The sequence below is a fragment of the Leisingera sp. UBA4491 genome, from assembly GCF_002388965.1.
GTDB lineage: Bacteria > Pseudomonadota > Alphaproteobacteria > Rhodobacterales > Rhodobacteraceae > Leisingera > Leisingera aquaemixtae.
In genome coordinates, this window is record NZ_DGNN01000009.1 from 218,961 (window position 1) to 240,318 (window position 21,358).

Consider the following 21,358-nt stretch of genomic DNA (forward strand, 5'->3'; position numbering starts at 1 on the left):
TTCGGGCAGTCCGCGTTTACGTCGAGTGCTGCCGCCTTAAAGTCAGCGGCTGCTTTTGGGCGGCCGGGTCAGGCGCTTGTAGTTGGAAGCGGTGGCACGGCGGTAAGGGGCCATCGCCCCGGTCATGACAGCCTCCATCGGCTTGCCAGCCGCCGCCAGTTGCGCGGCCGCCTGGGTGCTGGATTGAAACGCTTTCACTTTTTCCAGGACCATCCGCCTGTTTTCAGCCGGCGCTGCGGGGACAACGCCCATCATGCCCAGGGTGCGGATGGAAATGATGATTTGCGCTTCGAACGCCATGCGCGCAACGCTGGCGGCAAACCGGATCTGTGCGGGAAGATGCAAGAACATGAGCGGGCTCCTCAGCCATGGCCGGCGGCACCGGCGTTACGGGAACAACGCCGGCGGGGGCGCATCCGTTCCCGCCCCCGCCGGCGCTGTGCGAAGTATTTCCGAATTATCCTGCGCGGGCGGGAACGAACCCGCCGGTTCCGCGTTCATCCTGAAAAATCAGAAACATCAAACATTTCCGGGGCACACGTGCGGCATCTCCTTTTTCACTACCTTCGTGAGCTTCACGAATGGCGCGTTTTAGACACTTCCCCTTTCGGCTTTTGCGGCAGCAGCCTGCCGGAGGCGGTTGACGAAATCCGCGGCTCCGAGGCAATCCAGCGCCATTGGATGCTGCGGACGCATAGCTTTGGCCCGGTGACCCCGTGGGACACCGCAGACCCGGATGAAAACGGCCTTGGAGGCCTGATAGAGATCTATGCCATAGAGGCCAGCTTGGCCCTTGGCCCAATCGGGCTGAGGCCTTCGCAGGTCTGGGTGGAAGTCTTCCGGGCGGGTTTCACCCCGGTGGCCGCGGTCAAGCTGGAAGAACCAGCCCGGCAGCCGGCTGTCCCTGCCAGCAATCCGGCCGGGATGGCGGCAGTGCCATAGGCAGCCGCGGCAGCCGCTGGAGGAGACTTGGCAGCCGCCGCCTTGTTTTCCCCGCCGCAGGGAACATGTTCTGAGGGGAGGTGCCAATATGAAACGTGATATCAAGGGCCTTCGCCACGCGCGCGAAGTCGAAGGGCATTTGCAGTGGCTGGACAGCTTCACCTCGGCAGCGCTGGGTGTGCTTGCGGTGGCCTCTGGCATCTACACTTATCTCGGCGTGCGCGGGCTGCTGGATGACGATGGCGCTCTGTCGCTGTTTGCGGCCGTATCCTACAGCGCCGCGGTGTCGACCGGGATCTATGTATTCTGGTCGTACCTGTTGCGGCTGCTGCCGGCAATGCGGACAGCGGCGGCGCGGATGTGGCTGTTTCTGTCAATGGCGCTGGGGTCGGCCGCGATCGTTGCGATGTCGTCTTGGCTGAACGCTGCCGCCTTGGCCGGGTCGGCGGCTGTGGAGCAGCATCTGGCGCGCACGGTCCAGGAATACCAAACCTCGCTGGAGCGCGCGAATGCGTTTGCGCTGCAGGGCCAGGCCCTGCGCCTGGACGTCGGCAGGGCGCGGCAAGGGTTCGAGGACCTGTCGCAGCAGGAAGCAGGCGGCGGCCTGTCCGGCCTGGCTGGGCGCGGCGCCGTGTTCCGGGTTCTGATGCAGAAATCCGATGAGCTGGCGGCCCTAGAGGGGCTGATCGCAAAGCAGGAGGCGCCGGTCGCCGCGGCCTTTGCCGAAGGCAATGCGATCCTCAGCCGGATGCGCGCGCTGACAGTCGCACCGGGGCCTGTTACCGCCCGCGGCGTCGAGTTCTCCGAAGAATCCGTGCGCCTGGCAGGCATCATCGCAGAGCTGCGGCAGCTGTCGGTTGCGCCAATGGTGGACCGTGCGGCGCGGGATCTGGCGGAATCCGTTGTCCTGCCGCGTCTGGACGCGGGGGATGCGGGCGGCCAGGCCGCTCAGCAGGCAACCATCACCTCGCTGCTGCAACTCCTGGCGCAACGGGCCGAGACTTTGCAGGCCGCGGCGGCGGAGGTTCTGGCGCTGGAGCCCGCTGCCGAAGTTGTCTACACGCCAATCTCCAAGGCCGATGCGGTGATCCGCTACGCGGGGAATTTCGCCCCCTCCTGGGCCGGAGCCATTGCCATCGACCTGCTGCCGGCGGTTCTGGTTCTGATTGTTGCGGTGGCGCAGGGCGCCGTCCGTGCCGGGCGTGACCCGGCGGAACCCGAGGATTCGATGACCGTGGCCGAACTGCGCGCCGCTGTGCTGGCGCTGCGCGAGGTTGAGGCCGCGGCCCCCGGCGCGGCTTGGGATCCGGAGGATGAGGAGACCGCCAGCGAAGCGGAGGACGGCAGCGGTTCTCCCGGCGCTGCCGGGCCGCGCCCCGGACCCAGAGCGGTTGAATGACCTGGGGCGGCAGGATTATCGGGCGCAGTCCGGGGGCGCCGTTCCGCTGGCTGCTGGGCTGCCAGATCGGTCTGGCGGTCATGCTTGTGGCGCTTGACCTCGGGCCGGCACTGCCGCGGATGCTGTCGCCGGTATCGGTGCCGGAGCTGGACCAGCCCACCCGGCCCGGTGATCAGACCCGGCATTACCGGCCGGACCGGCCCGCCAATCCTGGCCCCAGTATCGACCGCGACATGCCGCGCCGTCTGGTGGCTGAAGAAACCACGCTGGACGGCAGGCAGGCACTGCTGCTGAGGGGCGCAATTTCGCCCGGTGACGGCGAGCGGATCGTTGCGGACCTGCGGCGGCTGAAGCCTGGCACAGTCCTTCTCGATAGCTCCGGCGGCAGTGTCGCCGACGCGCTGGAGATTGGCCGGGCGGTCCGCGAGGCCGGCGCGGAGACGCGCCTGGCGGAGGCGGCGGTCTGCCTGTCGGCCTGCCCTTACATCTTTGCCGGCGGAACCGGGCGGCGGGTTGCGGACAATGCGCGTCTCGGCGTTCATCAGCACCGGTTCGGGGAATCCGACATCCTGCCCGCCTTCCTGGCGGTCGAGGATATCCAGCGCGGCCAGGCCCGTGTGCTGGAGCACCTGGACACCATGGGCATAGACCTGCGGATTATGGGCCCGGCGATGGCCACGCCCGCCGACGAGATCTATATCCTGACCGCCGAAGAGCTGGCGGAGTGGAACGTGGTAACGGACTGACCGCTGCCACGGCGCGCAGGTGAGCCAGCGCGGCGGGACCGAACTGTCCGCAATGGAGGGCAGCCCTGGTCATTCGGCAGCCTCATTGCCGGATATGCGGCGTAAGGAAGCAAGACTTGGCGCCTTTAAAACACAGCGAAGCTCGCGTATGGCAGCCTCTAACCGCTTGCCTGGTTCCTTGTGGATTTTGCGCCAGAATTGAGAGGCGCGCAGCAAAGCCTACCCTCGCGGATGCCAGCGGAAAAGGCAGAGGCATTTCAGGCCAGTGCGCGTCAGGCCACGCAGCTTGCGGCGGCGGGCCTGCCCTGCGCTGACGGTTCTAGCAGGCGCCTTGGCACCCTCCAGCCGCACCACCGCCTCGAACCGCAAACGCCGCCTCGGCACCGCGGAACCCCGGTGCCGGCCCATTCGGCTAAGGGAGAGGTATGGTCAGAGTGCTGTGCCAGCTCGACTGAGTATGCGCCTCAGAAATCCTGCCCTCTAACTGCCGGACAGAATGTTTCACCAACAGATTGCCGAAGCCGGTGCCGTTTGACGGGTTGTCCTTTCGCTGCGCTTCCGTTTCTTCCTTCCAGGCGATTTCCAGCGCATTGCCCGGCACTTTTTCCCACGTCACATCGACCCGGCCGCCCTCGGGACGGAAGGCACCGTATTTGGCACTGTTCGTGGTCCATTCGTGGAACAGAAGCGCCAGCGGGGTGAGCTGTTCGATGTCAATCACAATGTCTGGGCCGGACAGTGCGGTGCGGGCATTGCCGGCATGCGGCCGGACCGCGCATTCGATAAGATCTTTCAACTGCACACCGCCGGTCCCGTTTTGACTCTGTGTCAGGCTGTGGGAGCGGCCAAGCGCCTCGATCCGGGCCCGGACGTCACGGGCCAGCTCCGCCGGCGAATTGGCGGTGCGCGCAGCGCCGCTGACAAAACCGCCGATTATTGCGAACAGGTTTTTCACCCGGTGGTTCATCTCCCGGATCAGCAGCTCCCGCTGTTCGGCCAGCCGTGCCTCGGGACTTACATCAAAGCTCACGCCGATCATGCGGACCGGGCTTGCGGCATCGACGAGACGTCCCAGCCCCCGCAGATGCCTCACGCTGCCATCCGGCAGGCGGATCCGGAACGCCGCCGAGAAGTCCTCGTCTCCGGCGATCGCGCGGCGCAGCGAGGCTTCCACCCCGGGTCGGTCCTCATCAAGGATAAGCTCCATCAGCGTATCAATGCTGGTGTCCCCGCCCCCACTGACACCGAACAGCGCGAGTTCGCGCTCGTCCAGGAAGGTTTCCCCGCTTTCGGCGTGGTATTCCCAGACGCCAAGCTGGGCGACCTCTACCGCCAGCTGCAGACGCTCACGCTCCAGATCAAGATCCTGCTGCATGCGCAGCGCCTCGGTGATGTCGTTGAATACGACCGTGGCGCCATCAATGGTGCCATCCTGCAGCCGGTAGGGCAGCACCCGCAGCGCCCATTGCCGCTCACCATCGGCCGAGGCAACCGTGCGCGCAGGCACGGTATCGCCCATCAGCACGGTGCGGGCGTCCTCAATATGCTGGGCGTTTTCCAGCAGGCTCGCCACCTCGGTCAGCGGCCGGCCCCGGTCATTGTCCTTGAGCGGGAAGACGGATTTTGCTGCCTCGGTAAAGCTGCGGATCTGCAAGTTCCGGTCCAGCACCACCACCGCCAGGCGGGTCGATTCAAAAAAGTTGCGCAGATCCGAGTTCGCCACGGTCAGCTGGTCGACCTTGGTCTTCAGCTCATCGTTGACTGTGGTCAATTCCTCGTTTGTCGACTGCAGCTCCTCGTTCATCGACATCATTTCTTCGTTCGAGCTCTTCAGCTCTTCGTTGGCGGTCTCCAGCTCCTCGACCGTGCCGCGCAGCCGGTGCCTGGTCAGGCGCAGCTCGTCCTGCAGCACCTGCAGCTCGCTGTCGGCCGGTCCCAGCTCCAGCATGTCGTCTGCAGCGCCTGGCTCGAACGGGGCAGCATCACGAAACACCAAAAGCACGTTTCCGTCCGGCAGCGGATCGGCCACCACATCGGCGACCTGCTGGCCGAACTCCGCTTGCACAGTCACATCCCGGGCCACCACCCGCTTCTTCCCCGTCGCTGCCTGCCGGATCATTTGCGGCAGCACGTCGCGCAGACCGGGACGGGCCAGCGACACGGCAAAGGTGATATCCCGGCCCGGGCTGGGATACTCGAAATACTTCGCCAGCCTGCCGTAGGTTTTGATCACGCCGCCATCGGTATCAACGACCATCGAGGCAGGCGTGTAATGCTCCACCAAGCGGCGGACCGACACGCTCTCTTCCCAGCTCAGACGCGAGGATTCGCCATAGCGCGGAAGTTCGAAGCTGCGCTTTTTTGCGGGTGCGACGCTGGCTGGCAGATTGAACGGGTAGAACGGCCGCCCTTCCAGCCGCTTATAGATGCGGGACTTCTGGTCTGTAACCGAAAACAGTTCCTCGTGACGGCCGATGCTTTCGGAGGGGCCCAGAAACAGGTGCCCGCCCGGGTTCAGCGCATAGTGGAAGATCGGAAACACCTGCTGCTGCAGCCGGTCGCCCATATAGATGAGCAGGTTGCGGCAGGAGATCAGGTCCAGCTTGGAAAACGGCGGATCCTTCACCAAGCTGTGCGAGGAGAACCGGATCAGGTCGCGCACCTTCGGCGCCATCTGAAAGATCCCGTCCTTGCCGATGGTAAAATGCTCGCGCAGCCGTTCGGGAATGTCGGCCAGTGCCGAGACTGGATAGCGCCCCTCGCGCGCCAGCGACAGCATGCTTTCGTCGATGTCGGTGGCAAAGATCTGCACCAGCGGCCGCGGTATCCGCGAGGCCAGCGCATCGGCAAACAGCACCGCGATGGAATAGGCTTCTTCGCCGCTGGAACAGCCCGGCACCCAGACACGGATCTCGTCCTCGGCGGTGGCCCGCTCCACCATCGGCAGAATGACGCGCCGGTTCAGTTCCTCGAACATCTCCGGATCCCGGAAAAACCGGGTAACGTTGATCAGCAGGTCCCGAAACAGCGCTTCGCATTCATCGGCGTCGTCGCCGATGCGCTCCAGATAGGCCGAAGGCTGAGTGATCCCAAGCACCTGCATGCGCCGCTCAATCCGGCGTACAAGCGTAGATTTCTTGTAGCCCGAGAAATCATGCCCCACCGTCTTTCGCAGACTCGCGCACATTTCGTCGACGTGATCGGCAACCACCTCGGCCGCCTTCTCGCGCTCTTCCCGGGCACTGCTGCGATCGAAAAACGTGCGCAGGCAGGCGACGATGCTGCCGGGATCGCGCACAAAATCCACCAGCCCGGTGCCGATTGCCGACACCGGCATGCCGTCATAGCCTGCAGTATCTGGCTCCTGCGCGACACAGAGGCCGCCGTGTTCCTTGATTGCGCGCAGCCCGCTGGTGCCGTCGGCCCCGGTGCCCGACAGGATCACACAGGCAGCGTTGTGTTCCTGGTCGCGGGCCAGAGAGGCAAAAAAATCGTCGATCGGCCGCCGCAGCCCCCGCGGTTCCTTAAACTCGTGCAGGCGCAAGCAGCCATCCATTATGGCGAGCCCCCGGCCGGGCGGGATCACGTAAACGTGGTTGGCATCCACCCGCTCTCCGCCGGAAACCTGCTTCACAGGCAGCGGCGTCTGCCGGCCCAAAAGCTCGGCCATCATGCTTTCGTGATTCGGATCGAGATGCTGAACGATGACGAAGGCAAGCCCCGTGTCCGGCCCCGCCGCGGAAAGCATTTCCCGTATCGCTTCCAGCCCGCCTGCCGAAGCGCCGACGCCGATCACCGGCGGCGCTGAAGTCTCGTCATTTGCCATCGCGTTTCCCCAAGTTCCGGCGGCAGTGTGCCACTGAATTCAGGCGGCGCTCAAGCCAAAGCTTCCCGTTTACGTAATCAATCGAATAATTTGTTTTGCTTTTCACCGTTTTATCAGCTTCGCCGCCCATCGTGTCCGCCGCAGGCCATCGAGACAGATCTGTCGCTGCACGAATTTCTGGCGGACGGCCTTGGCAATTCGCTACTGGCGGCGGCCTATGACGCCAACCGGATGCGCATTGCCGTAATCCAGAATTCACGCCCGTTCGTTCCCGACCGGATCGCCTCTGCCATGGAAGAGCACCTTGCCCTCTTAGAGGCCCTGAAAAACCGCGATACGGAGGCCGTGGCCGATGCCATCCGGCACCACTGCGAGCAGACCCTGCGCTGGTGGGGTGTCAGGTGCAATCGGTATTCCGCCATCAAAGCAGCTATTTGGACGTCCGTTTGCAATTTCGGATTGCTGCGCGTTGCGATCATCGGCGCTAGAAGCCGCAGCTGACAAAGGGGCTCTGAGTGATTTACCGCCGCCCCTCGTCGGAATGCACGTTGCCAGAAGTTGAATGGCACACGATCCGTTTGAAAGTTCGGGAAACCTGCGTATTTGCAAAATGGCCCGCCGGAAGCCGCAAAGGTCTGGAGAATTGCCGATCTCGGTGCGCGGCGGCGATGGTTATCGCTGCGGCACCGTAACGCCGCTTTGAGCCCTATTTTCCCGATGCCGCACTAAGCTTGAACCGCGGCTTGGCGCACTTTGACGTCATTGATCGCGGGTGGGTTGCACCGGCACCGCCGGACTAGATGGTTTTGCAAAGTGGCAGAGTTGTCATTTGCTCTGGTCGAGGACGGCAACGGGGTAATCCAGAAATTTTCCCACGGTTGCCGCGGGCTAAATCCTCGCGTTGAGGCAGAGATGCCGCAGTGACCGCCGACGGTGCTCAGAAGCTGTCGGCATCCTGGTATGAGCTTTTGGACTTGGAGTTCAAGCACTCCATGTTAGCCTTGCACAATGAGCGCAACGCGGATGATATCACTCTTCGGGAGCAAGGCAACGCGGCGGGCTCTACCCACTCTGATGGCGGGGGTTATGGGGCTGGCAGGCCTCGCGGCGGTCCAATTTTGGCTGCATTCCGCCCGGCTCGACAGCGAAAGTGCCACACTTCAACAGCTTGCCTCGCAACGGGCTGGTCAACACGATGCCCACCTGACGGCTTTGTCGGCCATTGCCGTAGCCGGCGCGGGACAGCGCAACGATCTTTTCCTCGACGTCGCAGCAACAATTTCACGGTTCTATCCGCGGATCGGCGACGTGCAGCTTGTGCCGTTGGATCCCGCTCGGGACATCGTAGGTGCGACGGCCATTTCGGCCAGCACCGCCGCACAAATCCGCGCTGCCGCCACGCGCTCCACCGGTGTCCCGGTGATGTTGCCGCACCCGGAGAAAACGCAGCATTACTTGTTGATCAAACGCAGCCCGAACTCGGATCAGGCACTCTATGCTCTGGCGCTCAGCGTCGATGCCGCCCAACTGTTCGGCAGCAACGCCGCGTTTTGGGCGCAAGACAAGGCCAGCTTCCGGGTGTCTCTGCCCGATGGCACGGTGCTGGTCCAATCCTCGGGTATGAGCGCGGTGCGGTTCGCAAAATCGCTTGGGAGCGGCTCGCAACCCCTGCTTTTGGAAACTGCAATGCGGACGCGTCCGGCCGATCTCCTTCCGCCAGCGCAGGTCGCGCTTGTACTGTTGCTGACCGGGCTTCTCTATGCTGCAGTCACCGCTGCTTCCCGGCAACGCAGCCGGGTGCGCGAGGCCGAACAACAGGCCAGCCTCAGCCGGATGGAAGCCCAGCTCAGCCATGCCGCGCGGGTCAACGCGATGGGAGAAATGGCCAGTGGAATGGCGCATGAACTGACCCAACCCCTGACCGCGATCCTGGCGCAGGCCCAGGCCGGCAAGCGCCTGTTGGCGCGAGGCGACAGCGATGCCGTGGCCTCGGTCCTTGATGGCGCCGTCGCCCAAGCCCGGCGCGCCTCAACGATCCTGGACCGGCTGCGCAACTGGTCGCGCCCGCAGCGCGCCGGCACCGAACCGATTGACCTGCGCGACGCAATCGCCAATGTCCGCGCTCTATTGTCGGCCGAGGCGCACCGCCGGGGTGTCACCCTCCAGGCCGCCCCAACAAACCACCCAGTGACGGTGACAGTGGATCAGGTGGAAATCGAACAGGTGATCCACAACGTCTTGCGTAATGCGCTCGAGGCGCTTGAGGGTACGCCCCAGGCACGCGTCAAGATCACGCTGCGCAGCAGCGGTGATACTGCCACCCTCGATATTGCCGACAACGGCCCCGGCGTCGCGGCCAGTATGGAGCCCCGACTGTTCATGCCCTTCATGACAACGCGCGCCGAGGGCACCGGGTTGGGGCTGGCGCTTAGCCAGCGCCTGATCGAACGCGCGGGCGGCACGATTTCCTATGCCGGCGGAAACCCCGGTGCGGTCTTCCGGATTAACTTGCCGCTGACGGCTCCCATTGCGGAGGCCGCGCAATGACACATCCGGTTTATCTGGTCGACGATGACGAGGCAGTGCGCGATGCACTGACCCTGCTGCTGTCGACCGTCGGCTTGAACGTAGCGCCCTTCGCCAATCCTCAGGCCTTTCTGGCGCGGCTCGACGGGCTTGCTCCGGGCTGCTTGATCCTCGACATTCGTATGCCGCTGATCTCAGGTCTGAAACTTCAGGAGAAGTTGATAGAACGGAACATCGACTGGCCAACTGTCGTCATCTCTGGCCACGGCGATATCGAAGCCTGCCGGCAGGCTTTTCGCAACGGTGCAGTCGATTTTCTGTCGAAACCTATCGATGAGCAGGATCTGATCGACGCCATTCAGAAAGTCAGTGAAATCCTGGAACGGCGCCTGCTGGCGGAGGCCGAAAAGGCCGAGGCGCGCAGCCTCTTGCAATCGCTCACCCCGCGCGAGGCACAGGTGCTTGACCGCATCGCCGAGGGCTTCACATCGAAACAGATCGCTGAAGGCCTCGGCCTGTCGCCGCGCACCATCGAAAGCCACCGTGCCGCGATCGGGGCCAAGCTGGGCACCACTTCGCAGGCCGAACTGACCCGTTTATGGCTCGAAGGCCGCGACAGCCCGTAGAACTACGGAGATGCTTGCAAGGTCTACGAATACCGCGCCGGCCCTTCGCGCCTTAGTCTCTCTTAATCGATTTTGACAAGGAGACATGCCATGATCCGCAAACTGATCCTCGCCTCCCTTCTGGCCCCCGCCAGCCTGGCCGCGCAAGAGCTTCCCACTGCCGCCTATCTGCCGCTCGACATGGCCACCAAGGCCGCCCAGGCCGCGCTTGGGGCCTGTGCTGCTGACGGCTACAATGTCAGCGTCGCCATCGTCGCCCGTGACGGCGCAACCAAGGTGCATTTGAAGGCCGACAATTCCGGACCGCACACCGTAGGCAGCGCCCAGGGCAAGGCTTTCACCTCGGCCTCGATGGGCCGCGACACCGCCGGTCTGGCCAATTTCATCGGTGAAAACCCGCAACATGACGGCCTGCGCTACATGGACCGCCGCATGGTGATCCAAGGCGGCGGCCTGCCGATCAGGATTGGCGGCGCGCTGGTCGGCGGCCTCGGGGTCGGCGGCGCCCCCGGAGGCCACTTGGACGAGGCCTGCGCCCGCGCCGGGCTTGATGCCATCGGCGCAGAATAATCCCGTCGGGCAGCCGGTCATCCCGTCGGGCAGCCGGTCATCGCGGCGGGCTGCCTAACCACATCGGAGACATGAAATGCTCAAATTCCTCCTGTTTCCCGCCATTCTGGCCCTAGCGCCGCCTGCCTTGGCCCAAACCGCGCCCTCGGCCGCGGAAATTGCTGCTTACGACGGGCTGCACCGCGCAGCCCAGACCGGCGATGTCGCCGGGATTGACCGCCTCGCCGCTGCCGGGGCCGATCTCAACGTGCGCGACCGGCGTGGCCGCACCCCCGCCCACGTGGCTGCCTTCGCCTCGCAGGACGCCGCCCAGCGCGCCTTGGCAAAATCCGGGGCCGATCTCAACGCGCTCGAAGGCCAGGCCTATGACGTGGTCACCATCGCCGCTGTGGCCAACGACCCCGAATTGATGTCGCTGGCCATCGAACTGGGCAACCACCCCGGCCTGACGACCAGCCCCTATGACGGCACCGCACTTATAGCCGCCGCGCATCTGGGCCATGTCGAGGTGGTGCGCCGTCTAATCAACGCCGGGGCGCCGCTCGATCATGTCAACAACCTCGGCTGGACCGCGCTGATCGAGGCGGTGATCCTGGGCGACGGTGGCCCGGATCATCAGGCTGTGGTCGGGCTTTTGGTCGCGGCGGGCGCTGATCAAACAATCGGAGACCGTGACGGTGCCACTCCGCGTGACCATGCAGAAGACCGTCAATACTTTGAGATATTGTCGCTGCTGGGCGACCATAATTGACCCGTGCGAAACAGCGGCAGGTGCTTCAATCCGCTGGTTGTTGGCAATACCCGCATCCTGCCGCGTCAACGCCCGCACCGCCGCGACCGGCGGCGAGACACAGTCTTGTGTATTGTCCCTCCTGCACCGTTGTGCAGCAAAATAGTGATCTGCACGCCGCACCATGATCTTGGCTTGTGACCGCCTTCAAAACCCTTGAGAGGCGACTGTCGACGGCAATCGGCCAAGGCAGGCTTCTGTTCCGCGATCCAGTATTTCACTGCCTCACGGAGTGCCGGCCCCCGGCAGACCTCACTATCGTGGCCGATGCTTTGCGGCGATAACCGGCATTCAGGATCGTGCCGCGACGGGCAGCTTCGTCCCGCGCCATGTGAATTTTTTTCCGAATTTTTTGCACTCGGCATGAACGGCAAATTTCGCCGCTGAATGGCAGCGCCCAAATTTTCGCATTTGCCGCATTTTCCATGCTGTGAGCGCTCGCAGCGTGAAAGCCGAAGGTACAAGTTGGGCTCTCCGCCCGCTTTTGCGGTGTTTTGACCGAACGCTGGCTATGGAAGCGCCAATGTCAGCGCATCGAATCAAGCCGCAGAGTCTCAGGTACATTATCTGCGGGACGAACGGCAGGCTCCAAACCGCCCTCAACCTTGATCACGCCGCACCGGCATTGGGCGGCTCAGAACCCAAACCACTGAATGCTGCGCGAGAAATGAACGGACAACAAGCGCGCTAAGCCGCCATTGGCCGAAGTAATGCCGGCCCACAGCAGGCGTTGAGCTGACCCGGACCTTGCGGCAGTGCAGCCCGTCAAACCGGACCTTGCGGGCCGCCCAGCATTTTCAAAACTGAGGTGTAGCAGCCTGCTCCTCTGCGGCACTCAGGGACGCCCTTTGAAAATGCGAAAGGCGAACATGGACATGCTGAAGCTCAAAAAGCGAGTACTGCCGATGAAACAAAGTCCCTCAGCCCCTTCATCGCCTTGCGCATCGAAACATTACTCAGCACACAGCGGTAGGCGCAGCCCTCCGCCACCTCGATAATCAGCTGCGCCGTCTCCCGTGGAACGGGCAGCCGGCGCAGGTCGCCTTCGGCGATGCCGCGTTCCAGAACCGCCGTGAGCGCAGCAACCAACTGCTCACGGTTATCCATGAACATTGCCGCGATATCCGGCTTGCGGATGGCCTCGCCGGAAATCTCCAATGTCAGGATCACGGTGTCCGGATCCGCCAAGTATTTGGCATAGGCGGCCAGAAACTTATCCAGAACCTTCGGCGCGGATGTGGACCGGTTCAGGATCTTCAGGAACGGCGCCAGCTCCAGCCGCTCAAGCGCCGCAATCTCCGCCAGCACGTCATGCTTGCCCGGGAAATGATTGTAGAGGTTGCCCAGGCTCACCCCGGCCTTCTTCGCAATATCCCGCACCCCGGTCTGGTGGTAGCCGTTCTCCAGAAAGCACTCCAGCGCCGCCTCCAGGATTTGCGCCCGGCGCTGCGCAATTGCCCTCTCGCGTTTCGATGCAGCCTTGTCTTCTCCAGCGGACATTTTCCGCAACACTCCTTGAACGAACGATCGTTCACTGTATATGCCAGACAGCAGCGCGCCGCAAGGGGCTGCGTGATTCTGGCTAGGGCAGGAAGGGGCTGCGTATGGCGAACGGAACAACCAGGAGACCGGCACGGCGAAGCAGGCAATGGCTGTGGCTGGTCCTGTCGTTTGCGGTGCTGGCAGCAGTGGTTCTGCTGCTCTATGAAACCGAGGACACCGCTGATGTGCAACGCATGGCAGCCCCGCCGCCTGCCCCGGCTGTTTCGGTCCTTGCGATCGCGCCCGGCCCGGCCCGGGCGGTCGTGTCCGCCTACGCCGAACTGCGTCCGCGCTGGGACGCAGAGCTGCGCTCAGCCGTGTCCGGGCGGATCCTTGCGGTGCATGACGGCGCGCTGGCCGGCGCCAGGGCCGCCAAGGGCACGCCGCTGTTCTCCATCGAAAAGACCCGATATGAAACCGCTGTCGCCGCGGCAGAGCTGACGCTGGAACAGGCCAGGCTCTCGTTGCTTCAGGCCCGCAACAAGGTGACCCTCGCCCGGCGGCAGTTCGCCCGCGACGGTGCCAGCCCGCCCAATGATCTTGCGCTTCACCTGCCGCAGCTGCGGATCGCCGAACGCAACGTGGCCGCCGCCGGCGCACAGCTGCAGACCGCGCAGCGCGAGCTGGCGGATTGTGATGTGGCGGCGCCGTTCTCCGGCTTTGTCACCCGCCGACTCGCCAGCCTGGGCCAGACTGTGAACACCGGCGATCCCCTGCTGCAGCTGTCCGGAGACCTCCGGTTCGAAATCACTGCTGAGCTGAGCCAGGAAGACTGGAAGCTGCTGGAACAGCCCGTCACCGGCCAAACTGCGGATCTCTACCACCGCGGCGGCCAGCTCCTCGGCCAGGCCCGGATCCGCCAGGGCGGCGGGTTCCTGGATCCGAAAACCCGCCAGCTGCGCATCTTCCTGGACGTGACCGACCCGCCGCCGGCGGTTCTGGCGGGAGATTTCCTGCGTATCGCCTTCCGCGGCCGCAAGCTCTCCCGCACTCTCACCCTGCCAGAAGGCACCCTGTCCCGGGCCGGGCATATCTGGCTGGTGGACAGCAGCGGCCTGCTGCAGCGCATCACGCCCAAGGTGCTGTTCCGGCACCAGGGAAACATCACCATTGCCGCACCCGAAGGCTCAGGCCCCTGGCAAGTGGCCCAAACGCCGCTGGCTTCCTTCCTGCCCGGCCAGCGCGTCAGCCCGAAACCGGTGGAAGGCTGATCCATGCACGCCCTGACCGCCTGGTTCATTCGCAACCCCGTTGCCGCCAATCTGATGATGGCGCTGATCCTGTTCCTCGGGGTGCAGACCCTGATGTCGATCCGCATCGAAGGCTTCCCGCGCATCCCGCCGGAAAGCGTCGAGGTTTCCATCGAATACCCCGGCGCCACCGCTGCCCAGGTGGATGAACTGGTGACGCAAAAGATTGAACAAGCCCTCGAAGGCCTGGAGGGTGTGCGCAGTATAACTTCTCTATCCGCCAATGGCCTCAGCACCGTCTCGGTCCGCCGCGCCGGCGGCGAGAAGCTGCAGGCAGTGCTGGACCGGGTCCGCATCCGCATCGACGGGTTGGCGAACCTGCCGGACAAGGCCCGCCGCCCGGTGATCGATGCTTCGGGCTTCGACTTCCCGGCGCTTTACGTCAATCTGCACGGGGAGGCCGACCTGGCCACGCTGCAAACCCTGGCACAGCGGTTGAAAGAAGAGCTGCTGGCACAGCCGGAGCTGTCGCGGCTCAAGTTCTGGGGCCTGATCCCGCGCGAGCTGCGGATCGAGGCCGACCCGGAGCGGCTGCGCCAGTACGGGCTGACCGCCAGCGACGTGGCTGCCGCGATCCAGTCCAACTCGCTGACTTTTCAGGCGGGCCAGCTGCGCACCGAAGGTGGCACCATCCACCTGCGCGCCGACAACCGCGCCCGCTACGCGCCGGAGTACGGCGACCTGCCGGTGATTGAACGCGAAGACGGCTCCCGCGTGCCGCTGCGCGACATCGCAACCATCCAGGACAGCTACCTGGAGGGCGACTTCTTGTTCCGCCTCAATGGCAGCCCCACCGTTGGTATGGAGGTGCTGGTCGGGCAAAAGGAAAACCTGCTGGAGATCAGCCGCGTTGTCCGCCGCGTGGTGGCAGATTTCGATCGCCAGCTGCCGCCCTCGGTCCAAATTGAGGTCTGGGGCGACAGCGCCGGCTACATCGCCGACCGGCTGGCGCTGCTCAAATCCAACGGCGTGCAGGGCCTGATCCTGGTGGCGCTGATGCTGTCGGTCTTCCTGAACGTGCGGCTGGCGTTCTGGGTGGCGATGGGCATCCCCATCTCGGTCATGGGTGCCATCGCGGTGGCCGGGTCGAAATGGGTGGACTACTCGCTGAACGACGTGACCACCTTCGGCCTGATCCTCGCCTTGGGGATCCTGGTCGACGACGCGGTGGTGGTCGGCGAAAGCGTGTTCGAGGAACGCCGCAAGGTGAAGGATCCGCTGCAGGGCACCGAACAGGGCGTTCACAAGGTCGCCGTGGCCACCGTCTTTGGTGTGCTGACCACCATCGCCGCCTTCTTTCCGATGCTGCTGATCGACAACCCGCTGGGCAAGGCGCTGGCCGGCTTCTCCGGCATCGTGATCCTGGCCCTGATCTTCTCGCTGATCGAAAGTAAGTTCATCCTGCCCGCGCATCTGGCCCGTGTACCGCTTGAACCGCGCCGCCGCTACCTGCTCAGCCGCCTGTGGGGGCACGTCCAGAACAGCGCACGCGGCGGGCTTTGCTGGGTCCGCGACCGGGTCTACAAGCCGGTTCTGGTCATCTCCGTTACCCACCGCTACGCAGTGCTTGTGCTGTTCATCGCTGCGGCCTGTCTGGGACTGGGGCTGATGGTGAAGGGCAAGGTCCGCACCGTCTTCTTTCCCGAGGTGCCGGGCCAGGTGATCACCGTGAACCTGGAAATGGACGCCCGCGCGCCCTTTGCCCTGACCCGCGCCAATGTGAACCGGATAGAGGCGGCAGGCCATGCGCTGAACCGGGAGCTGGCCGAACAAGCAGGCATGGATGTGCCGCCGGTCAAAACCTTCTTCACCATCATCAGCAGCGCAGGCAGCGCCCAGATCTATGCTGAGATGCTGCCGGTGGCTGACCGCCCCGATGTCCAGATCCTTGACGTGGTCCGTCAATGGCGCGAACGCACTGGCGCGGTCGAGGGGGCAACCGAGCTGGAGTTCACCGGCTCGGAGGAGCTGGCAGGCGGCTTCCGCATCCGCCTGATGTCCAAGGACGAAGACCTGCTGCGCCAGGCCAGCGCTGACATGCGCGCCTTCCTTGGCGGCATTGCAGGGGTGTCCAGCATTCGCGGCGGGATGGCTGGCGGCCAGCCTGAACTGAAGCTGCGCCTGCGCCCGGACGCCCGCAATCTCGGCTTCACCGCGGAAACCCTGGCCAGCCAGATCGGCAACGGTTTCGGCGGCGCCGAGGTCGCCCGCATCCGCCGGGACGGGGCGGAGGTCCGGGTGCTGGTACAGAACGCCCGCGCCGCGCGCGACACCATCGGCGACCTGATGCGTCTGCGCCTGCGCAGCAGCACCGGCGCCTGGGTGCCGCTAGGAACCGTTGCCGATGTCAAGGGCAGCTATGTTTCCGGCGTGATCCACCGCCGCGACGGGCGTAGGGTCAACACCGTTGCGGCAGCGATCGACCGCTCGGTGGCGGCACCCGGCGAAGTCGGCCAGGCCGTCTTCGAGCAGCTGGTGCCGCAGCTGGCCGCCAAGTACCCCGGCGTCCAAATCGCCGCCGCGGGCGAGCTGGAGGAGACCGGCGAGATCCGCGGCGGGCTGCTGCGCGCGCTGATCCTCGCGGCGGTGCTGATCTATGTGCTGATGGCGGTGCCGCTCCAAAGCTACTGGCAGCCCTTCGTAATCCTGGCCATCGTGCCCTTCGGCTTTATCGCTGCCGCGGTCGGGCATCTGATCATGGATGTGCCGCTGTCGCTCCTGTCCTTTTTCGGCATGCTCGCCCTCACCGGTGTCATCGTGAACGACAGCCTGGTGATGATCACCCGCTACAACCAAGCCCGCGATGAGGGGGAACCTGTTTCCAGCGCCCTGCACCAGGCCGGCATTGGCCGCTTTCAGGCGATTTTCCTGACCACCGCCACCACGGTGATTGGCCTGCTGCCGCTGCTGTCGGAAACCTCCGAGCAGGCGCAATACCTGATCCCCGCCGCGGTCTCCCTGGCCTTTGGCGAGCTGTTCGGCACCGCCCTGATGCTCATTCTGGTGCCGGTGCTGATCGCCATCGCAGAAGACGTCATTGCCCTCTTCCGCCCTTCCCCTCCCCCGCAGCCTGAGCAAAGGAACCCCGCATGACCCGCTTTCTCACCCTGGCCGCCGCAGGCGTCCTGACAGCCCTTTCCTCCCCAGCCCTGGCCGAGGGGCTGCGCCTCACCATCGACGGCATCCGCAACGGCCAAGGCAATATCCTGATCACCGTCTTCAGCGAGGCCAAGGCCTACGAGACGCTTAACTTCTGGCAAGCCGAAGCCTTTGCCGCAATCCCCGCCCGGCCCGGCAGCACCGCGCATGCCTTCCCGGACCTGACCGCAGGCCCCTATGCAGTAGTGCTGTTCCATGACGAAAACGGCGACGAGGACCTGAACTTCAGCGGCGACCGGCTGCTGGAAGGCATCGGCGTTTCCGGCGCCCGAAGCCCGGACGATGAACCCGGCTTTGCCGAAGCCTCGGTGCCGCCGGGCGACGTCACCGTTCAAGTGTTCTACGACGGGTGAATGCGATGCTGGCTGGCCGTGGTCTGACCCTGCTGTCGCTGCTGACCGTGTTTAAAGGGCGCATCGCCCTCACCTGGGCGCTGACGCTGGGCGAGGCCGCGCTGACAGCGCTCATTCCGTTGTTCATCGGCTTTGCCATCGACGGGCTGCTGGGCGGCAGCCCCCGCGCTCTGTGGCACCTGGCCGGCCTCCTGGCCGCCCTGGTTGCGCTTGCCGTCGTCCGCAGGCTCTATGACACCCGTGCCTATGGAACCGTCCGCATTGAACTGGGCAGGACGCAGGCGGCGCGCTCCGCCGCCCTGCCGGTCTCGGCCCTGAACGCCCGGCTGGAAATGGGGCGTGAGCTGGTGGACTTCCTGGAAGACACCCTGCCCTCCGCGATGGCTGCCGGCGTGCAAATCGCGGTCTCCATCACGGTGCTGTATGCCTTTGCACCCCAGCTGGCCTTTGCAGCCCTGGGTGCCGCCATCGGCATGGCCGCCGTCTACACCCTGTTTCACCGCCGCTTCTTCCGTCTCAACGGCCAGCTCAACCAACAGACCGAACGCCAGGTCGGCGTGCTGGAAAAACGGGCGCCGCAAGCAACACTGGCGCATCTGCAGCGCCTGCGCCGCTTCGAGGTGAAGCTCTCAGATGCCGAAGCCATTCTCTATGGCGCGGTGTTTGCGCTTCTGCTGGCGCTGCTCCTGTTCAATCTCTGGTTTGCAGCCGCCATAATGACGGTCACCGCCGGCGCGGTGTTTTCGATTGTCGCCTACACCTGGGACTTAGCCGAGGCCTCTCTCAGCCTGCCAGTCACCCTGCAAACCTGGTCGCGCCTAGCCGAAATCACAATCAGGCTGAACCGGGCGCCTGTTCCCTAAAGCTCGCCTTGAACACGCCAACTTTGCATCACCATTCGAGCTTGGCGCCGCCTACAACTGATGAAGGCCTTCTACTAACTTGAGGCTTCAACAAAGTGCGCTCGCAGCGAGGTCCCGCTTGCCGCTGCTCCAGTGAACCGCTGCAGGCAAAATGCGCAGTTCGCCGCCCTTGAACCAGCTTGCAGCGATTTTTCACGCCGCACAGCAGCCCTGAAAATGATGCGGCCGCGGCGATTTTATTGCCGCGAGCGCGCGCAGCAAGAATTTGACAGGCCCGCTGCGGGCTCTGACCAGACCTTCACCGCAACCGCACCGCGGCGTGGTGAACTGGACCGCCAACGTCGGGTTGGCGCTGAGGCGGACCGGGGCGGATGGGTAAAATCAATCGGGCTGGATCGGACGTCGTACGGCACGCACGCCATGCGCCGAACGAAGGTCGCCCCTATCAACCGCAAGACCGGCAATCTGCGAGCAGTTCAGCTTCCGCTGGGCCACACCAGGATGGACAGCACCGTTCGCAATTTGGGCGTCGAACTCGAGGACGCGCTAGCGAAAGCTGAGGCGGTCGAAATCTGAGAGCCAAGAGCCGTCCTACGTGGACGGCCCAAAGTCGGCAGCCATCGATTTGTTTCACGCCGCGATGCAGCCTTGGTATTCTTCCCATTCATGCATTATTGCAGCATGTCCTATGAGCAGATGACGGCAACGCCGGATTTCGCTGCCATTGGGGGGGCTACTTCAAAGACGGCTTCTAATCCCAAGCCGGCAGGGTCAAGCCGATGTCACCGCCTCGGGCTGCCCTGCCGCGCGAAACAGCACCGCTGCAACCAGATCGCCAGTGACGTTGATTACCGTCCGGCACATATCGAGCAGGCGGTCAACGCCGAGAATGATCACCATCCCTTCGACCGGAATGCCCATGCTCGTGGCGACGCTGATCAGAATGGCGATGCTGACACCTGGCGTGCCAGGCGCGCCGATACTCGACGCGACAAGCGTTCCCACCACCACACTGATCTGCACTGCCGTCAACTCCAATCCGGCAAGCTGCGCAAGAAACAGTATGGCCACCGCTTGGTAGAGTGCGGTACCCGCCATATTCATCGTTGCCCCCAATGGAACCACCAGGTTGGCGATACTGTCGGGAACGCCAAGCTGACGCGCCGTCTGGATCGTCACCGGCATGACCGCAGACGAACTGGATGTGGAGAAAGCAAGCAGCAGGTTGCTGCCCGCGGCCTTGGCGAAACGCAGCGGCGTGACCCGTGCAAAGGCCATCGCGATCGCCAGGTAGAAGCACAACAGCGCGCCGAGCCCCAGAAGCACGGTGCCCACATAGCCCGAGATGCCAAGCATGGTTTCAAACCCCATGCGCATCACCAGTTGCGCCATCAGCCCGAAAACCGCGTAAGGTGCTAGAAACATTGCCCATTTCACGATGTTCATGGAGATCGACAACAGCGCGTCCATCAGCGCCAGGAACGTGGCGGCCCGGCTGCCTTGTATTTGCGTAACCGAAATACCGACCAGCAGTGCCAGCACCACAACGGCCAGCATGTCTCCCTGGACGATCGATGCGGTGGGATTAGAGGGGAGGATATCGGCGATCAGATCGGGCAGTGCCGCTTTCTCTTCTGGCGCAGGCACGTCTGTCAGCAGGCCGTCTTGCGGCTGCGTACCGGATTGAGGCGATTGCACCGAAAATCCGGCAAGTCCTGTCCCGGGCTTCAGCCATTGAGCAAGCGCCACTCCGATGCCCGCCGCGGTCGTCGTGGTCACCAGAATGAAGGCAGCCAAACGCAGGCCGACCGAGCGCAACTGCTCCCCTGACCCGGCCCCCGAAAGCCCGCCAACAATTGACGAGAAAACCAAGGGAATGAGGACCATGGCGATCAGCGCCAGAAAGATCTTTCCTGGCAGGGCCAGCCAAAGCCCGATCACCTCGGCCAAGTCAGGCGGCACGACACCCGTCGCCTCGCTCAGCAGCAAGCCCAGGCCAAACCCCAGGATCATGCCGGCCATCACCTGGGCCCATAGTCGAGATGTGATCCACACTCGCAGCTTGAAACGCTGCTGAGCGATTTGCATTGGGGACTCTTGGACTTCGCTTTCCATGACGGTGTCGTTACACGGGCTGACGCTGTGGGTCCACTGTCGTTCATCAAGCCGCAAACTGGGCAGGATAGTTGGCAATAGACGGCCCGGACCAGACCATCACCTTGCAGTCAAGCGCTGCGGCGCAGCTTCACCAGATCAGACTTTCGCTGCGGGCGCATGGCTCAAATGCCGCCGAACTCACGGAGTGCGGACTGACGTGCTCCCCTGAAAAGTCCGCGATTTGAAGTTAGCCTGTTCTCCAAGCGATGAGACAAACGATGCGGAAAAGCCGTTTCAGCGAAGAGCCGATCATTGGCATCCTGAAGGAGCACCAAGCCGGAATGGGGGCGAAGGAACTGTGCCGGAAGCACGGCATCAGCGATGGCACTTTCTACGAATGGCGTTCGAAGTATGGCGGCATGGAAGTGTCCGAGGCCAAGAGGCTGAAGGCTCTGGAGGTCGAGAACGCCAAGCTTGTCTGACGTCAGCACCTGTGGGCCTGATTGAGGGATTTGCATAACGGAGGGTTTCTGGCTCATCTAAACCGTCAAGGAGTGAAGATGAGACGGAAAGCTGGAACCGGCTGCGTTACGTGAAGGATCCGCAAACCGGCAAGCGCATCTCACGCCTGAACCCGGAAAGTGAATGTGACCTGCCCCCCGCGAAATC

General features: G+C 63.9%; 17 protein-coding genes and 2 pseudogenes. 15 read left to right on the forward strand and 4 right to left on the reverse strand.

Going from position 1 to position 21,358, the window contains the following annotated elements; genetic code table 11:
- Nucleotides 1-42: 42 nt before the first annotated feature.
- On the reverse strand, nt 43-351 hold the full coding sequence (locus tag B2P87_RS04070) for a hypothetical protein (protein ID WP_058284578.1): 309 nt from the start codon (nt 349-351) through the stop codon (nt 43-45).
- Between the two features lie 189 nt (nt 352-540).
- Here B2P87_RS04070 and B2P87_RS04075 point away from each other — a divergent pair, with 189 nt between their 5' ends.
- From B2P87_RS04075 to B2P87_RS04085, 3 genes are all read left to right on the forward strand, one after another.
- Nucleotides 541-942 (forward strand): hypothetical protein, encoded by a 402-nt coding sequence (locus B2P87_RS04075; protein ID WP_141889577.1) that lies wholly within the window; start codon nt 541-543, stop codon nt 940-942.
- A gap of 88 nt (nt 943-1,030) precedes the next feature.
- The gene (locus tag B2P87_RS04080; RefSeq protein WP_141889576.1) at nt 1,031-2,341 is read left to right on the forward strand and encodes a hypothetical protein; all 1,311 of its coding nucleotides are present in this window, start codon (nt 1,031-1,033) and stop codon (nt 2,339-2,341) included.
- A complete protein-coding gene (locus B2P87_RS04085) occupies nt 2,338-3,087 on the forward strand; it encodes a hypothetical protein (protein ID WP_141889575.1) in 750 nt (249 codons plus the stop codon). Before B2P87_RS04080 ends, B2P87_RS04085 begins: the two co-directional genes overlap by 4 nt.
- A gap of 412 nt (nt 3,088-3,499) precedes the next feature.
- Here B2P87_RS04085 and B2P87_RS04090 read toward each other — a convergent pair whose 3' ends face one another.
- A complete protein-coding gene (locus B2P87_RS04090) occupies nt 3,500-6,913 on the reverse strand; it encodes a chemotaxis protein CheB (protein WP_141889574.1) in 3,414 nt (1,137 codons plus the stop codon).
- Between the two features lie 27 nt (nt 6,914-6,940).
- Between B2P87_RS04090 and B2P87_RS04095 the strand changes: the two genes are divergently transcribed.
- The 6 genes from B2P87_RS04095 (at nt 6,941) to B2P87_RS04120 (ending at nt 11,386) form a co-directional block, all read left to right on the forward strand.
- Complete coding sequence (locus B2P87_RS04095) at nt 6,941-7,414, forward strand: FCD domain-containing protein (RefSeq protein WP_244940774.1); 474 nt, start codon at nt 6,941-6,943, stop codon at nt 7,412-7,414.
- A gap of 61 nt (nt 7,415-7,475) precedes the next feature.
- Nucleotides 7,476-7,616, forward strand: a complete 141-nt coding sequence (locus B2P87_RS04100; protein ID WP_286851978.1) for a hypothetical protein — start codon at nt 7,476-7,478, stop codon at nt 7,614-7,616.
- Nucleotides 7,617-7,999: 383 nt separating this feature from the next.
- Nucleotides 8,000-9,460, forward strand: a complete 1,461-nt coding sequence (locus B2P87_RS04105) for a sensor histidine kinase (protein ID WP_141889572.1) — start codon at nt 8,000-8,002, stop codon at nt 9,458-9,460.
- A complete protein-coding gene (locus B2P87_RS04110) occupies nt 9,457-10,065 on the forward strand; it encodes a response regulator transcription factor (RefSeq protein WP_141889571.1) in 609 nt (202 codons plus the stop codon). Before B2P87_RS04105 ends, B2P87_RS04110 begins: the two co-directional genes overlap by 4 nt.
- A gap of 90 nt (nt 10,066-10,155) precedes the next feature.
- Nucleotides 10,156-10,635, forward strand: a complete 480-nt coding sequence (locus B2P87_RS04115) for a GlcG/HbpS family heme-binding protein (protein ID WP_141889570.1) — start codon at nt 10,156-10,158, stop codon at nt 10,633-10,635.
- A 76-nt stretch (nt 10,636-10,711) separates the two neighbouring features.
- A complete protein-coding gene (locus tag B2P87_RS04120; RefSeq protein ID WP_141889569.1) occupies nt 10,712-11,386 on the forward strand; it encodes an ankyrin repeat domain-containing protein in 675 nt (224 codons plus the stop codon).
- 924 nt (nt 11,387-12,310) lie between these two features.
- Here the strand turns inward: B2P87_RS04120 and B2P87_RS04125 are convergent.
- Nucleotides 12,311-12,925 carry a TetR/AcrR family transcriptional regulator gene (locus B2P87_RS04125; RefSeq protein ID WP_141889568.1) on the reverse strand — a complete coding sequence of 205 codons (615 nt, stop codon included), beginning with the start codon at nt 12,923-12,925 and terminating at the stop codon, nt 12,311-12,313.
- A 104-nt stretch (nt 12,926-13,029) separates the two neighbouring features.
- On the opposite strand from B2P87_RS04125, the gene B2P87_RS04130 reads away from it, so the two are divergent.
- The 5 genes and pseudogenes from B2P87_RS04130 to B2P87_RS04150 all read left to right on the forward strand — a co-directional run.
- The gene (locus B2P87_RS04130) at nt 13,030-14,178 is read left to right on the forward strand and encodes an efflux RND transporter periplasmic adaptor subunit (protein WP_141889567.1); all 1,149 of its coding nucleotides are present in this window, start codon (nt 13,030-13,032) and stop codon (nt 14,176-14,178) included.
- A 3-nt stretch (nt 14,179-14,181) separates the two neighbouring features.
- Nucleotides 14,182-17,310 carry an efflux RND transporter permease subunit gene (locus B2P87_RS04135; RefSeq protein WP_141889566.1) on the forward strand — a complete coding sequence of 1,043 codons (3,129 nt, stop codon included), beginning with the start codon at nt 14,182-14,184 and terminating at the stop codon, nt 17,308-17,310.
- Nucleotides 17,307-17,729, forward strand: a complete 423-nt coding sequence (locus B2P87_RS04140; RefSeq protein ID WP_141889565.1) for a DUF2141 domain-containing protein — start codon at nt 17,307-17,309, stop codon at nt 17,727-17,729. The genes B2P87_RS04135 and B2P87_RS04140 overlap by 4 nt, the downstream gene beginning before the upstream one ends.
- A gap of 5 nt (nt 17,730-17,734) precedes the next feature.
- Nucleotides 17,735-18,592, forward strand: coding sequence for an ABC transporter six-transmembrane domain-containing protein (locus B2P87_RS04145; RefSeq protein ID WP_141889564.1), 858 nt, complete (start codon nt 17,735-17,737; stop codon nt 18,590-18,592).
- Between the two features lie 372 nt (nt 18,593-18,964).
- Nucleotides 18,965-19,168 (forward strand): annotated as a pseudogene (locus tag B2P87_RS04150) (integrase); the annotation flags it as partial.
- A 195-nt stretch (nt 19,169-19,363) separates the two neighbouring features.
- Here B2P87_RS04150 and B2P87_RS04155 read toward each other — a convergent pair.
- The gene (locus B2P87_RS04155; RefSeq protein ID WP_141889563.1) at nt 19,364-20,707 is read right to left on the reverse strand and encodes a dicarboxylate/amino acid:cation symporter; all 1,344 of its coding nucleotides are present in this window, start codon (nt 20,705-20,707) and stop codon (nt 19,364-19,366) included.
- A gap of 260 nt (nt 20,708-20,967) precedes the next feature.
- Between B2P87_RS04155 and B2P87_RS04160 the strand changes: the two are divergent.
- Nucleotides 20,968-21,165: pseudogene (locus B2P87_RS04160) on the forward strand (transposase); the annotation flags it as partial.
- Between the last annotated feature and the right edge of the window lie 193 nt (nt 21,166-21,358).